Below are 13,828 nucleotides of genomic sequence, written 5' to 3'. Positions count from 1 at the left end.
ATGGGTAAATCGACCCCCGAAGTCAAATGCTGTGCGCAAGCACCATTGTAATAAAGTCAATACTCCAAGAAGCTCAAAGCGTTATGGCCACGACCAAAAATTGATTGCAGGGGAATTTGCAACTAATAGAAAACTTCGGAGGTATGATTCGCCGGGGTGGAGGCCCATCCCGGCAGCCGGTGGCAATCCATGCATGACAATCGCGTCAGGCGCGAGGACGCAGGAGCACGTGGCGCTCTCCTCTTCGTGGAGGAGCTGGCTGGCGAACTATCCAATATCGCGCAACTGCATCAGTTCGAGGCTTTGGCCTATCTGCTTGATATGGCGAAGCTGGAAGCCAGAAGCATGCTTCGTGATATTGATGGCAAAGAGAGCTGATCAGAGCAGGGCGACGCAGCCTCCGGCCTGACGCTCAAGCCTGCCGGCGATTTCCAGTTCCAGCAGTACCGTCCGGACCATGGCCGGCCGGGTGCCTGACAGGCGGATCAGGTCGTCGATGCTGATCGGTGTGGGACTGAGCAGCGCGATGATGCGGCTTCTTTCCTCGGGCTGAGGCTCTCCGGGTTCCTCGTGGATATCGATCTCCGGTTCTCTGACGGACAATTCGCTGGGCGCCCCCAAAATCGGCTGCAACACCGCCAGCACGTCTGCTGCTTCTGTCACCAGCGTCGCGCCTTGCTTGAGCAACCCGTTGGTGCCTTCCGCGCGGGGGTCCAAGGGTGAGCCCGGCACCGCAAAGACTTCACGTCCCTGTTCCAGAGCCAAGCGTGCAGTGATGAGGGAACCGGAGCGGCGTGCTGCTTCAATGATCACCACGCCAAGCGACAATCCGGAAATCAGTCTGTTGCGACGTGGAAAGTCGTGTGCGCGAGGCTCCCAGTCAAACGGCATCTCGCTCAGCGCAATGCCGTGCCGGAGCAGCTCCTTGAAGAGATCTAGATGTTCCGGCGGATAAATATGGCCGTGGCCGCCGGCCAGAACCGCGACCGTGCCGGTCGCGAGGCTCGCACGATGCGCGGCGGAATCGATGCCCCGCGCAAGACCGGACACGATGACAAAGCCGGCTTTTGCCAGATCGTTCGCAATCACGCCCGCGAATTTCGCGCCGGCGCCGGACGCGTTGCGCGAGCCGACGATGGCAATCATCGGATTTGCAAGAATGCCCCGCTGTCCGCCGACTGCGATGAGAGGCGGCGCGTCGTCAATCATGCGCAGGCGGACAGGGTAGTCAGGCTCTCCCAGGGCGACATAGAGGACGCCCTGTCGTCGCGCCGTCTCAAGTTCGCGCTCCGCTTCTTCAACGCTGCAAATGCGCCCCGGTCGGGCGGCACCGCCACGTCGCGCCAGATCCGGCAAGGCCCTCAGAGCTTCGCCGGCATTGCCAAAGTGCTTGATAAGACTCCGGAACGTCCGCGGCCCGACATTTTCGCTGCGGATGAGACGAAGCCAGTCGAGCCGCTGTGCGTCCGTCAAACGCACGCAGGCTCGCCCGGCGCCGGTCACGGCGTCACCGCGGGTTGACCAATCTTGCTTTCCGTGCCGGCAAAGAGGCGGGTGATGTTGGCGCGGTGCATGACGAAGATGAACACCGAGAGCACCACGAAAAGCTGCATTTCAGCCCGATAGCCAAACCACCACAGCAGGACCGGAGTGGCAACGGTCGCCACCAGTGCCGACAGTGACGAATAGCGCGTGAGGAAAGCCGTCACGATCCAGATGGCGCCGTAGCCCAGCGCAATGGACCACGAAAAGGCAGCCAGAATGCCGATATAGGTCGCAACGCCCTTGCCGCCCTTGAATCCCAGCCAGACCGGAAACAGGTGACCCAGAAATGCCCCGAGCCCGCCGAACAGCGCGGCGTCTTTCCCGAGAAAATAATGTGTAATGAGAACCGCGGCCGTGCCTTTCAGCATGTCGCAGAGGAGGGTTGCCGCCGCGAGGCCCTTGCGTCCCGTGCGCAGAACGTTGGTCGCCCCGATATTGCCGGAGCCGATGGCGCGGATGTCCTTCGTGCCGGCCAGCCGCGTCAGAACAAGCCCGAACGGGATCGAGCCCAGCGCATAGCCAAGCACAAGAGCCACCGCCAATGCGGGCAGGGCAGAACCATCACCCAGAAAAGCCATGCCGTTGCCCCCGAGCGCCGATCATTGCCGGCTTAGGCCGAAGCGTACTCATACGCCGTGCGGCCGGCAACGATGGTGCGAACCACGCGGCCCTCAAGCCGGGCTTCATCGAATGGCGTGTTCTTGCATTTGGATTTGAGGTCGGCGGGGTCGAGCACCCAGGCGGTGTCGAGGTCGATCACGATGACGTCCGCCGGCGCGCCAGTACGGAGCGTCCCACCCGGCAGGCCCAGCAGCTCGGCGGGGCGAGTCGACATTGCATAGAGAAGCCTGGCGAGCGACAGCCGCTCGGAATGCACCAGGCGCAGGCCCGCCGACAGCATCGTTTCGAGGCCAATGGCGCCGGGCGCCGCTTCCGCAAAGGGCAATCGCTTGGTCTCCACATCCTGCGGATTGTGGTCGGACATGATCACGTCGATGAGACCGGAGCCGACGGCTTCGACCAACTGGTCGCGATCCTGGTCCGCGCGCAGCGGAGGCGAAACCTTGAAGAAGGTTCTGTAGGAGCCGATGTCGATCTCATTCAAGGTCAGATGATTGATCGACGCCGAGGCCGTGACCGCAAGCCCTGCTTCCTTGGCGCGGCGCAGGATTGCGAGCGACTCACTGCATGTCACCGAGGCCGCGTGATATCGGCTTTGCGTGAGCGCGACCAAGAGCATGTCACGTTCCAGCATGATGGCTTCGGCGGCTTTCGGAATGCCCTGGAGACCGAGACGCGAAGCCAGCTCGCCTTCATTCATCACCCCTTCGCCGATGAGATCGGGATCTTCGGTATGATGCACGATCAACACGTCGAAATCGCGGGCATAGGTCAGCGCCCTGCGCATCACTTGCGCGTTGGTGACGCTTCTCACCCCGTCGGTGAAAGCCACCGCGCCCGCCGCCTTGAGCAACCCGATTTCGGTCATTTCCCTGCCGGCCAGACCCTTGGTCAAAGCCGCCATCGGCGCGACGTTGACGATGGCCGTGTCTCGCGCGCGCCGCAGGATGAAATCGACGATCGCATGGTCGTCAATCACCGGATTGGTGTCGGGCTGGCAAACGATGGTGGTAACGCCGCCGGCGGCCGCCGCCTGGCTTGCGGTCGCAAGCGTTTCGCGATGCTCGGCACCCGGCTCGCCGATGAAAGCGCGCATGTCGACGAGACCCGGCGCGACCACACGCCCCTTGCAGTCGACAATCTCCGTGCCTTCCGGCACACCGGCGGCGCCAATGCCGCGCTTGGCCTCGCGGATCACTCCGTCGGCAATCAGAAGGTCTCCGGGAAAATCCAGATCGCGTGACGGATCGATGATCCGGGCATTGGCAAGCAGGATCGGGCGGCGGTCTGACAACATTCTCATGCGTTCGGCAAATTCCGGGACAGGGCTTCAAGGACGGCCATGCGAACTGCCACCCCCATTTCCACCTGTTCGCGGATCAAGGATTGCGCTCCATCGGCGACAGCCGAATCGATCTCGACTCCGCGATTCATGGGGCCCGGATGCATCACCAATGCGTCCGGCTTGGCGTAGGCAAGCTTGCGCTGGTCCAGCCCGTAATACGCAAAGTATTCCTGGGTTGAGGGAACGAAAGAACCATTCATGCGCTCGCGCTGCAGCCGCAGCATCATGACAATGTCCGCGTCAGCCAGTCCCTCGCGCATGTCGCGCACCACGTCCACACCGAGACGCTCAATGCCCGGCGGCAGCAAGGTCGAAGGTGCGACAACGCGCACCCGCGCGCCCAGCGTGTTCAGCAGAATGATGTTCGATCGCGCGACGCGCGAATGCAGAATGTCCCCGCAGATCGCGACGATCAGGCCCTCGATGCGACCCTTGTTGCGCCGGATGGTCAGCGCATCGAGCAAGGCTTGCGTCGGGTGCTCGTGCGCACCGTCGCCGGCATTGATGACAGAACCGTCCACCTTTTGCGACAGGAGCTCGACCGCCCCGGACGCGTGATGGCGCATCACCAGAATATCGGGATGCATGGCATTCAGCGTGATCGCGGTGTCGATCAGCGTCTCGCCCTTCTTGATCGAAGACGAGCCGACCGACATGTTCATGACGTCGGCGCCGAGCCGTTTTCCTGCCAGTTCGAAGGAGGACTGGGTGCGGGTGGATGATTCGAAGAAGAGATTGATCTGGGTGCGACCGCGCAGCGAGGTGCGTTTCTTTTCGATCTGCCGGTTCAGGTCGACGAATTCTTCGGACAGGTCGAGAAGTCCGGTAATCTCGGAATGCGAAAGCCCCTCGATCCCCAACAGATGACGGCGGTTGAGGACGAAGGAGGATTTCGTGGCAATGTTCATTAAAGCCGGCTCTATAGGCCGATTGAGATCGCCCCGCAAGATCACAAACGCGCGGTCCCCAGCTAGCGGGCGGATGGCATGGTGCCGTGGTAAAATTCGGCCAAATCCGGGGGTGCCCGCCATGGCCGAGAGTTCAACCGACATGAACCAGACACCGCCCTACGTGGACGTCGATTTGTTCGCGAGCGATTTGCCGCTTCAGGAAGCGGTGGCTGCCAACGGCGCCGCAGGCGAGGGGAAAGCTCTGTCGGCCTTCGGGCGCCGCTGGGGGACAGCCGGGATGTTCGAACTGGCCCGGATGGCCAACCGCAATGCTCCGGTGCTCGAGCATGACGTCATCACGTTTGACCCCGCCTATCACCATTTCATGTCGGAAAGCATGCAGGCAGGTCTTCATTGCGGAACATGGACGGCGCAGGGGAAACCGGCGCAGCCACCCTCGGAAGTCGCCCGGGCGGCGCGGTTCTACATGGTGGCGCAGGTCGAGAATGGGCATATGTGCCCGATCACCATGACACGGGCCTCCGTTGCCGCCCTTCGCGCCGCCCCGGATCTGTTGCGGTCGCTGCTGCCGAAAATTGCCTCGCGCGACTACGATCCCTCGTTTCGTCCATGGAGCGACAAGACGGCGATCACGCTCGGCATGGGCATGACGGAGAAACAGGGCGGCACCGACGTCCGCGCGAATACAACGCAAGCCATCCGCGTCGGCGATGGTTATTCGATCACAGGCCACAAATGGTTCATGTCGGCGCCCATGTGCGACGGATTCATCGTGCTGGCGCAGGCGCCGGGCGGTCTGACGTGCTTTTTCATGCCGCGCTTCAGGCCGGATGGTCAGGTCAACAGACTGCATTTCCAGAGGCTAAAAGACAAGCTCGGCAATCGCTCGAACGCCTCGTCCGAAGTGGAATTTCGGGACGCATTCGCGGTGATCCTGGGTGAGGAGGGAAACGGGATCCGGACAATCCTGCAGATGGTGCAATTGACCCGGCTCGATTGCGCCATCTCCTCCGCCGGCATGATGCGAATGGCGCTCGTACAGGCCCTGCATCATGCGCGTCATCGCAGCGTCTTCCAGAAGAAACTGGTGGATCAGCCGATGATGCGGAATGTGCTGGCCGATATGGCTCTCGCCGTCGAGGGAGCGGTCGCGGCTGTTTTGCGTTTGTGTCGATCCTTCGACCTGGCTGCACAGGATGAATTGGAGGCGGCGCGGTCGCGCTTGCTCACGCCCGCGATCAAATACTGGATTTGCAAGACTGCGCCTGCATTCGTGTATGAGGCGATGGAATGTCTCGGCGGCAACGGCTATGTCGAGGATTCAATGCTGCCTCGCCTTTATCGCGAGGCTCCGGTGAATGCCATCTGGGAAGGATCGGGCAATGTCATGGGGCTCGACATATTGCGTGCCATCCGCAAGGAGCCGGCGTCGTTAGAGGTCATTGCCGGTCTTGCGCATGAGGCTAAAGAGTTTCCGGCGGTCGCTGAGGCGGCTCGTTCAATTGCGGCGATTTTGAAAGAACCCGGTGCCGAATCCAAGGCACGAATGATCGTCGAACAGATCGCTCATCTTGCAGCGGCTGATGCACTTGCAGGCACGGCACCGCAGATCGCAGACGATTTTACCCGAATTCGCATGGGCGCGTGTCGCAAGGAAACTTACGGTGCATGCGACGTTGCGGGAACTGCATCACGCTTGCTTGATCGCGCGCTTTCATTCGATTGATGTGGAACGGGAGAAAATGCGTCGCGTTGCAGACGCGAGGAGGGTGCGGTCCTTGTGACTGCACAGGGGTGTTTGTGTGTAAAAAACGTGGAGACTTGTAATGACACCCGTCATTAAAAACTCGCTCGCGCTTGCTCTTGTGGGAACGATCACTGTTGCAGCCGCCTCGCCGACATTGGCACGCACATGGCGGCCCGCGACCGCTGCCGGCGCAGGCTTTGTGGCCGGGGCAACAGCCGCCAATGCTGCCGCTTACGGGCCGGCCTATCAGGCTTATACGGATGCACCAGGACAAGCACCGGCCTATCCGGCTTATGCCTATGCACCGGGACAAGCGCCCGCCTATCAGGCCTATGCGTATGCACCAGGACAGGCGCCCGCGCCCGGCAGCTATGGCTACGGAAATTATCGTTCCGATGGTTCGGACGGCATTAGCGGTTGTGCGACGGTCGGCAATTATGGTGGCAAGACCGACTACGGGGCATGCTAGCGGCGTTTAAGCGAGTTCAGAGAAGGCGGCCTGCCGGGCCGCCTTCTTTTTTTGGCAAAGCAGATGACTTTTCGGCAACGATGCGCGACGCTAATGCGATTCGTTGCAAGTCACAGAACATGATGACCATACCGTTTTTCGCAATCGCAGCGGCATTGGGCGCTATCTGGTCGGGTCATCGCAACCTGGCGCTTGTATTGTGGGGTACAGCGTTGCTGACCATCCTTGTGCTGTTCCGCGTTCACGCCACGTCGCAGCTTGGGCTCGGTTTGTGACAATGACGCCACTTCTGTCATGGCGATTGAATGCGCTGGGCCTGCTTGCGATCAGCAGCGTTCTTGCTTTCGCCTTCGCCGATCAGATCATTTTCGGGGATTTGCCGTGTCCGCTTTGCATTCTGCAGCGGGCCGGTTTTGCTGCCGCGGGCTTTGGCCTTGCGCTCAATCTCCGTTTTGGTCCGCGGCCCAGTCATTACGCGACGACAATTCTGGCTGCGGTGGCCGGCGGCGCGATCTCGCTGCGTCAGGTGGCCTTGCATGTCGTGCCCGGCAGCGGCTCGTACGGCAACGCTTTCCTGGGCCTGCATTTCTATACATGGGCCTTCATCCTGTTCGGGCTGATAGTGGCGGGAACGGCGGCCATGTTGCTCTCTGACCGGCAGTTCAAGGACGCCGAAAAGGTAGCGATGCCGCTGGGCGGTTTTGCCGCCGCCGTCTTTGGATTGTTTGCACTGCTGACTTTGGGCAACGGAATTTCGACATTGCTCGAATGTGGCGCCGGGCTCTGCCCGGACAATCCGACAGAGTATCTGTTGCTGAAGAGGTAGGTCAGCCGCCGGCGCTTCGCGCCAGTCTGTCGAGGGCGCCCTGTAAGATGAAAGCGGCGGCGTGTTGGTCGATGACGGCGGCACGCTTGCTGCGGCTGGCGTCGGCTGCAATCAGGTCCCGCTCAACGGCAGCGGTGGAAAGCCGCTCGTCCCAGAGCGCGATAGGCAGATCGGAGAGTTTGGAGAAATTGCGGGCGAAGGATCGCGTCGACTGGGCGCGCGGGCCTTCCGAGCCGTCCATATTCAGGGGGAGACCGAGCACGAATCCAACCGCCTTTCGCTCGTCGGCCAAGGCGAGAATGCGGCTGGCATCCACCGTGAAGGTCTTGCGCGCAATCGTCTCGACCCCGGTCGCAAGCTTCCGGTCCGGGTCCGAGGATGCGACCCCAATCGTCTTGGTGCCAAGATCAAGGCCGATCAGGGTGCCGCGCGGCGGCCAAAGGGTGGCAGCCTCCGCTAGGGTGACAATGGATGCGGGCATTTTGGCAGGCGTCCTCATACGGGGCGACAGAGCATTGATTGTCCGACCGCGCAATCTGGCCAGAGCGTGATGCGTTGATTGAATCGAATCATGTTCTAGATTTTCTTGATTGATCGCGTTTTCCACGGCGAACCGGTTCCCACTTCGCCGGAAAACGCTCTAGTATTAGCCCGGTTCACCTGAAAGCACACGAAGAGAACATGCAGATCACTTGGTACGGCCATTCGGCATTCCGTCTCGATTTCGGCAACCATGCGGTGCTGATCGATCCTTTCTTCACCGGAAACCCCGCGTTCGTGTCGGATCGCAACGCTGCAATGAAGGGCGTCACCCGCATCATTCTCACCCATGGCCATAGCGACCATGTCGGCGACGCTCTGGATGTTGCGGAAGCGACGGGCGCGACCGTTGTCGCCAACTACGATCTCTGCATGTGGCTGGCCGGCAAGGGCCTGAAGACATTCGATCCCATGAATACGGGGGGAACGACCGATCAGGGCGGCTTCACGGTGACGCTGGTGCGGGCCGATCATTCTTCCGGCGACATCACGGACGGGATGCCGATCTATCTCGGCAATCCCTGTGGCGTGATCATCAAGGCGAACGGGGAGCCGACCGTGTACCATTTGGGCGACACGGATATCTTCTCCGACATGGCGCTGATCGCCGAAATCCATGAACCGAAAATCGCATTCGTGCCGATTGGTGATCGTTTCACCATGAGTCCGCGCACTGCGGCGCTGGCGATCAGGCGTTTTTTCAAGCTTGATGCCGTCGTACCCTGCCACTATGGCAGCTTCCCGATCATCGAGCCCAATGCCGATAAATTTGTTGCGGAGATGAAGGGTAGCGCAACCAAGGTGATTGTGCCGGAAAAAGGCCAAGCATTTTCTGTCTGACGGAGCCGCATCCGTGGCCGATATTGATTTGCCGGCCTCGACCGAAGGCAATCCGGTCGCGCCCGATTCCGGACGGCGCGAGCCATGGAAATTCTGGGGCAGTTGCCTCTGGACCGCTTTGGCAATTCTTGTCTGGACGGCGGTTCAGTTTCTGGTGATCGTTGCCCTGCTGCTATGGTTCGATGTCGGGGTGGACCTGTCGGATTCGGAAGTCCAAACCTTCGCCTCTCACGCCATGGCCGTCTCGCTTGTATCGATTGCAGCGGTGCCCGCGGAACTCGCTGTCATCTGGCTGGCCGTGCGGCAAAAACGCTGGAGCTTTGCGGATTACCTTGCGTTGGTCTGGCCGCAACGATGGGATGTTTTCATTGGATTGGTGTGCATCGCCGTGCTGCTGCCGCTGGCAGATTTGTCATCCTTTCTGACAGGCCAGCCCATCGTTCCGGATTTCGTACGCAATCTCTATCTGACGGCGCGGGATTCCGACACGATCTGGCTGCTGGCGATTGCGCTTGTGGTCGCCGCGCCGCTTGCCGAAGAGCTTGTGTTTAGAGGTTTCATGTTTCGCGGGCTGGCGGCGTCGCGTGTGGGTGTCCTCGGAGCGGTGCTGATTCCCTCCGGCATCTGGGCCGTGATGCATATCCAGTACAGCGCCTTCTACCTCACGCATATTTTCGTGATTGGTCTGCTGCTCGGGTGGCTGCGCTGGCGGTCGGGCTCGACCACCCTGACACTGCTCCTGCATGCGATCATCAACCTGACGTCGCTGTTACAGGTAGCCTTCATCGTTGAACGCCTGTCGGCGTGAGCCTCGCAGAAGCTATTTCTTGCGGCTAAAGGCGTCGCGGATCGCGTCAAGCCTTGGGCTTGAATTGTATTCGCGGCTGACCGGGTCGGAGCCGCGCGAGGCCAGTTCATTGCAATTGACGAAGCCGTTGTCGCGAATGAACCAGGTGTAGTTGTCGATCAGACGATGCCGACAGCGGTTTCCGCTCGGCGGCACGAAAAGAATGGAGCCGGTCCGCGGGGCGTGATCCGAAGGATCACCCACAGTATAGGATTCATCCCTGGCACCGCCGAAAACGGCCAGCCAGTCGTGATCGTAGAAGGCTGCGGCAAAAACGAAAATGAGAAGCAGCGCAGCCAGGACCCCACGATAAAAATCGCGGTAGGGCACTTTGCGACGAACACGGCGTCGTTTGCTTGCGATTGAGTCCATTCTGGTCTCTGCCATCGGCACGCAGCACTCAGGGAAGGGTGGCGCGAATTGTTCAAGAATTGCTGAATAAACAAGAGACGACTGTGAATATCGGGCGACTAGGGTAATATAGTAGGACCGAGCCTTTACAGCGTCATACTCGGCTTTAAGGCTGTCAGAGGGACGGCTGAGTTATTGGCCGCCATTCAGGAGGAACCCCATGAAGATGCTTGCAATCGCTGCCGCAATTTCCCTTGCAGCCGGCAGCGCGCACGCGGCCTCGTGCAAGGTCGAATCGGCAAACAAGAAACTCGCCGGGGCAGCCCAGACAAGTTTCATGAAGAAATGCGAGGCAGACGCAACCGCCAAATGCGAGGCTGATTCCGCCGCCAAGAAACTGTCCGGCGCCGCGAAGACCAGTCACATGAAGAAATGCGTCAGCGACGCCGTCGGAAACTGAGCCTGCTTTGGATCGCAGATACTTTGGCGGTCTCGGCGAAATGCGAGACCGCCTTTTTGCCGGATTGCAGTCAGAGCCTGCGCCATTCGACGCTGCCCAGATGCTCACGAAAAGCGAACCGCCTCAGATGATCGATCACCACGCGCTCGGTGCGTGACAGTGATTCATCATCTGCCGCCTCCACGCGAAGGGTGAGCATGTCCGGCGTGGCTGCAAAGTCGCACAGGCGATCCGCAGCAAACGGGACGCGCCCGGTTTCCGGCGTGAACTCAACCTGGAACTTGTGACTCCAGTGCCTGCAAAGCTGCTGCAGATATTTGCTGGCGGACGCGGTGCGAATGCGGGCTTCAGACACGAGCATGTTGCCATCCTGTTTGCAGGATCATTCAGATAGTTTTTAGCAAACCGGGCGGCAATAGCTAGTTCAGGACCGAAAAGTGGCGATTATTTTCCGCCGGAATTGGTTCGGAAGCCGGAGCGCAATTGCTCGACGCGTTCGACAAACTGGAATTTGACGTTGGGATGATGCGAGTTCCAGGTCACCGCCTCATCGCAGGTGACAAAGCCGGCATCTGCAATCAGCCACGTCTGATTGTCGATCACACGGCGACGGCAGACATTTCCCCTCAACGGCACGAACAGGACAGCCGCGCGCCGCCGTTCCTTTTCAATCGCGGAAAGAGCCAGAGCTTCAGCGTCGGCCGAATTGCGCCACTGCACGGACGCGGTCCAGGTAAAGCCGCCGGTAAAGATGAGGCCAAACAGCGCGACCAGAATCAGACCGATTCGTCGTTCGCGACGGCTGTATTTCTGACGCGCCGCCTGGCGCACGACTGTTCCGGGCGCAGGGCGGGACCCCGCCGGCTGCAATCTCCGGCTCGCTTTGGCTTTCAAACGGGGCATTTCATTCCGGGGCATTCACGAGTGCCAAAACTAGATGGCTCGCGTTCAGAACTTGTCTATCCTTCGGGGCGCTTTTGCCTCGAATTGTCGGCAAATCGGAGTTGAGAGCGGGCTAGCCTGCAAATGGGGCAAGTCGGGAAAACGCATGGACACTTTCGCAGATGTCAGAGCCTTGTTCTTCGATGTCTTCGGGACATTGGTTGACTTCCGAAGCAACGTCGCGCGCGAGGCGGAGTCGATTCTGGGTCCGCGGGGCCATGTTCTGGACTGGCCGGCATTGGCTGATGCCTGGCGCGCCGAATATCAGCCGGCGATGGAGGAAGTGCGCGCCGGCCGCCAGCCTTATTGCAAGCTCGACGTCCTGCACCGGCGTAATCTCGAGCGCATTCTGCCGCGCTTCAATATTCAACCGCTCGATGATGCGACACTGGATCGCCTCACTCTTGCCTGGCACAGGCTTGATGCCTGGCCGGATGTGGCGCCAGGTCTCATACGGCTGAAAACGAGATACAGACTCGCGCCGGTCTCGAACGGAAACATCTCGTTGATGGTCGATCTGGCGCGGCGCAACGGTTTACCCTGGGACGCCATTCTGGGCGCTGATATCGCGCGCAATTTCAAACCCAAGCTTCAAGTCTATCTTGCGGCCTGCGAGTCGTTCGATCTCGAGCCGCGGCAATGTATGATGATCGCCTCGCATTCGAGCGATCTGGCCGCTGCTGCTGCACTGGGATTGCGGACAGCGCATGTGGCGCGGCCTGACGAGCACGGCAAGGGACGCGGAGAAGTCATGCCAAGCGTGAAGGTGGATCTGGCTGTGAAAGGTCTGGAGGAACTGGCGGACAAGTTGGAGACGTAATCGGATTTTGCCCCGCGCGTCCGGCTTACTTGCTTGCTGGCCTTTGAATTGCTGCGTGCCGAATGCAAATAATCCAGTCTAGTGGTTGCCCAATCCAAGCTGCCAGATCTGATCGTCCTTGAATTTGTCGTCGGCCGATGCGCCCCGAGGGACATGTGGTCACCTCGGCAGAGATAGAGGTGCAACTCGCACGGATCGAACACGTCCCGCACCCGCTCAACATCGTTTTGATCAATGCGCGGGCTAGGTCGATGTCTGGACATCGAGGCTGTGTCGGCACCGGATGCGGCATGAGGGGGATGTCACGCTCCCTTTGCTGGAGCGCCCTTGGAGCGGGCGCGAGGTTTCACAGAGCGAAATGCGCCGCCACGGGCGACCCCAGCCTGATCTAGGTAGGGCACGAAGCCGGGCGGAAATCGGCTACTTCGAGAAACTGCACAACCTGCAGGCCCCGACCGCCACCGGCTTCAAAGTTTGGTGTTTTCCCATGGAAATGCGTGGCGGTTGCGCCGGATTGACGGGCGAGGTGGCTATTCAGGCCGATTAAACGGCCTAATGGCCGCCGCGCACCTAAAACCATCTTCTTGCGCCGGGAGCATGATTGTTATACTTTAGTCTAACGCGAGTCCGCCTGACCGGACGCCGCTTTTGGAATTTCCCATACTTCCGGCCAGCCGGACGCGCTTTCCAATGGAGGGTCCCATGGCAGGCATCCGGCTTTTTAATGTTCATCGCACCTGGGAAGACTGGGTTGGCATCTGCCTCGGCGTGGCGATCGGGCTGTCGCCCTGGCTCGCCGGGGTACAGGACGACCCGGTGGTGGCGTGGAATGCAGTCATTGTTGGCCTGTTGGTCATGATGCTGAACGGGCTCGAACTGGTTGATCTGCATCGCTGGGAAGAAACCGGGGAGGTTGCGCTCGGTGCCTGGCTGATCGGTTCGCCGTTCATCTTCGCCTATGCCGGGGCGCTCAGCCTCTGGCATTACGTCCTCGGCGCAGCGGTTATCCTGCTGGCTGTGCTCGAACTCTGGCAGGACCGGAATGCGAGCGACGCCGACCTGGCCCGCTACGGTCACTGATCTTTTGCACGCTGCCGAAGCCGGCCCACCCGGCTTCGGTTCTGCGCGGGGAGAGGTTTGAGCGCTACCGCGTTGGATCGACGACAGCCGGCGGATCGCTGGCCGGAAAGGTTTGTTTCAGTCCTTCCTCCAGCAGATCATCAAGATGTTTCTTGTCGTTGCGACCGGTCGCCGTCGCACCGGGCATTTCAAGCAGGTCGTTGTATTCTGGATGTTTGCCCATGTAAGCGGCGACGAACGGACATTTCGCGACGACGCGCAGACCTTCCTTGCGCACCAATTCAAGCGCTCCGCGAACAAGTTTCGAGCCGATGCCCTGGCCGCCCAACGCCGGAGGCACTTCGGTGTGGATGAAGGTGATGACGCCCGGTTCGCGCCGGTAATAGGCGCCGGCAAGATGTCCGCCCATATCGAGTTCAAAGCGGTGCTCGGCAGGATTGTCTTTGACCTGATCCCTCATCGGTTTTGACCCGCAAATCTTGAA

General features: G+C 60.3%; 19 protein-coding genes. 10 read left to right on the top strand and 9 right to left on the bottom strand.

Annotated elements, in window-relative coordinates; translation table 11 throughout:
• The first annotated feature begins 189 nt into the window (after window positions 1-189).
• Window positions 190-378, top strand: coding sequence for a hypothetical protein (locus RO009_17780; protein ID MDT3686884.1), 189 nt, complete (start codon window positions 190-192; stop codon window positions 376-378).
• On the opposite strand, the gene dprA is transcribed toward RO009_17780, so the two are convergent.
• From dprA to RO009_17760, 4 genes are read right to left on the bottom strand one after another with little or no spacing between them, the layout of a single operon-like run.
• Window positions 379-1,479, bottom strand: a complete 1,101-nt coding sequence (gene dprA, locus RO009_17775) for a DNA-processing protein DprA (GenBank protein MDT3686883.1) — start codon at window positions 1,477-1,479, stop codon at window positions 379-381. It abuts the gene before it with no gap.
• 20 nt (window positions 1,480-1,499) lie between these two features.
• Window positions 1,500-2,123, bottom strand: a complete 624-nt coding sequence (gene plsY, locus RO009_17770; protein MDT3686882.1) for a glycerol-3-phosphate 1-O-acyltransferase PlsY — start codon at window positions 2,121-2,123, stop codon at window positions 1,500-1,502.
• A gap of 32 nt (window positions 2,124-2,155) precedes the next feature.
• Entirely contained in the window at window positions 2,156-3,463 is a 1,308-nt protein-coding gene (locus RO009_17765) for a dihydroorotase (GenBank protein MDT3686881.1), read from the bottom strand.
• 2 nt (window positions 3,464-3,465) lie between these two features.
• The gene (locus RO009_17760; GenBank protein MDT3686880.1) at window positions 3,466-4,419 is read right to left on the bottom strand and encodes an aspartate carbamoyltransferase catalytic subunit; all 954 of its coding nucleotides are present in this window, start codon (window positions 4,417-4,419) and stop codon (window positions 3,466-3,468) included.
• Window positions 4,420-4,540: 121 nt separating this feature from the next.
• Between RO009_17760 and RO009_17755 the strand changes: the two genes are divergently transcribed.
• The 4 genes from RO009_17755 (at window position 4,541) to RO009_17740 (ending at window position 7,464) form a co-directional block, all read left to right on the top strand.
• Window positions 4,541-6,148 (top strand): acyl-CoA dehydrogenase family protein, encoded by a 1,608-nt coding sequence (locus tag RO009_17755; GenBank protein ID MDT3686879.1) that lies wholly within the window; start codon window positions 4,541-4,543, stop codon window positions 6,146-6,148.
• A gap of 100 nt (window positions 6,149-6,248) precedes the next feature.
• A complete protein-coding gene (locus RO009_17750; protein MDT3686878.1) occupies window positions 6,249-6,638 on the top strand; it encodes a hypothetical protein in 390 nt (129 codons plus the stop codon).
• Between the two features lie 122 nt (window positions 6,639-6,760).
• On the top strand, window positions 6,761-6,913 hold the full coding sequence (locus RO009_17745) for a DUF5993 family protein (protein MDT3686877.1): 153 nt from the start codon (window positions 6,761-6,763) through the stop codon (window positions 6,911-6,913).
• 2 nt (window positions 6,914-6,915) lie between these two features.
• Window positions 6,916-7,464: a disulfide bond formation protein B gene (locus RO009_17740; protein ID MDT3686876.1), complete on the top strand. Its 549-nt coding sequence runs from the start codon at window positions 6,916-6,918 to the stop codon at window positions 7,462-7,464.
• Window position 7,465: 1 nt separating this feature from the next.
• Here the strand turns inward: RO009_17740 and ruvX are convergent, their stop codons facing one another.
• The gene (gene ruvX / locus RO009_17735; GenBank protein MDT3686875.1) at window positions 7,466-7,945 is read right to left on the bottom strand and encodes a Holliday junction resolvase RuvX; all 480 of its coding nucleotides are present in this window, start codon (window positions 7,943-7,945) and stop codon (window positions 7,466-7,468) included.
• A 200-nt stretch (window positions 7,946-8,145) separates the two neighbouring features.
• Here ruvX and RO009_17730 point away from each other — a divergent pair, with 200 nt between their 5' ends.
• Both RO009_17730 and RO009_17725 read left to right on the top strand, forming a co-directional pair.
• Window positions 8,146-8,844, top strand: coding sequence for a metal-dependent hydrolase (locus RO009_17730; GenBank protein MDT3686874.1), 699 nt, complete (start codon window positions 8,146-8,148; stop codon window positions 8,842-8,844).
• Between the two features lie 13 nt (window positions 8,845-8,857).
• Window positions 8,858-9,652: a type II CAAX endopeptidase family protein gene (locus tag RO009_17725; protein ID MDT3686873.1), complete on the top strand. Its 795-nt coding sequence runs from the start codon at window positions 8,858-8,860 to the stop codon at window positions 9,650-9,652.
• Window positions 9,653-9,664: 12 nt separating this feature from the next.
• Here RO009_17725 and RO009_17720 read toward each other — a convergent pair whose 3' ends face one another.
• Complete coding sequence (locus RO009_17720; GenBank protein MDT3686872.1) at window positions 9,665-10,063, bottom strand: hypothetical protein; 399 nt, start codon at window positions 10,061-10,063, stop codon at window positions 9,665-9,667.
• 199 nt (window positions 10,064-10,262) lie between these two features.
• Between RO009_17720 and RO009_17715 the strand changes: the two genes are divergently transcribed.
• The gene (locus RO009_17715; protein ID MDT3686871.1) at window positions 10,263-10,502 is read left to right on the top strand and encodes a hypothetical protein; all 240 of its coding nucleotides are present in this window, start codon (window positions 10,263-10,265) and stop codon (window positions 10,500-10,502) included.
• Window positions 10,503-10,572: 70 nt separating this feature from the next.
• Here RO009_17715 and RO009_17710 read toward each other — a convergent pair whose 3' ends face one another.
• Together RO009_17710 and RO009_17705 are read right to left on the bottom strand one after the other, a co-directional pair.
• Entirely contained in the window at window positions 10,573-10,863 is a 291-nt protein-coding gene (locus tag RO009_17710; protein ID MDT3686870.1) for a DUF2218 domain-containing protein, read from the bottom strand.
• 83 nt (window positions 10,864-10,946) lie between these two features.
• Complete coding sequence (locus RO009_17705; GenBank protein MDT3686869.1) at window positions 10,947-11,333, bottom strand: hypothetical protein; 387 nt, start codon at window positions 11,331-11,333, stop codon at window positions 10,947-10,949.
• A gap of 217 nt (window positions 11,334-11,550) precedes the next feature.
• Between RO009_17705 and RO009_17700 the strand changes: the two genes are divergently transcribed.
• Together RO009_17700 and RO009_17695 are read left to right on the top strand one after the other, a co-directional pair.
• Entirely contained in the window at window positions 11,551-12,264 is a 714-nt protein-coding gene (locus RO009_17700; protein MDT3686868.1) for a haloacid dehalogenase type II, read from the top strand.
• A gap of 702 nt (window positions 12,265-12,966) precedes the next feature.
• The gene (locus tag RO009_17695; protein MDT3686867.1) at window positions 12,967-13,344 is read left to right on the top strand and encodes an SPW repeat protein; all 378 of its coding nucleotides are present in this window, start codon (window positions 12,967-12,969) and stop codon (window positions 13,342-13,344) included.
• 64 nt (window positions 13,345-13,408) lie between these two features.
• Here RO009_17695 and RO009_17690 read toward each other — a convergent pair whose 3' ends face one another.
• A complete protein-coding gene (locus RO009_17690; GenBank protein ID MDT3686866.1) occupies window positions 13,409-13,804 on the bottom strand; it encodes a GNAT family N-acetyltransferase in 396 nt (131 codons plus the stop codon).
• Window positions 13,805-13,828: the final 24 nt, after the last annotated feature.

Source organism: Pseudorhodoplanes sp. (assembly GCA_032027085.1).
Classification (GTDB): domain Bacteria; phylum Pseudomonadota; class Alphaproteobacteria; order Rhizobiales; family Xanthobacteraceae; genus Pseudorhodoplanes.
This window is presented reverse-complemented; position numbering and strand designations above follow the sequence as displayed.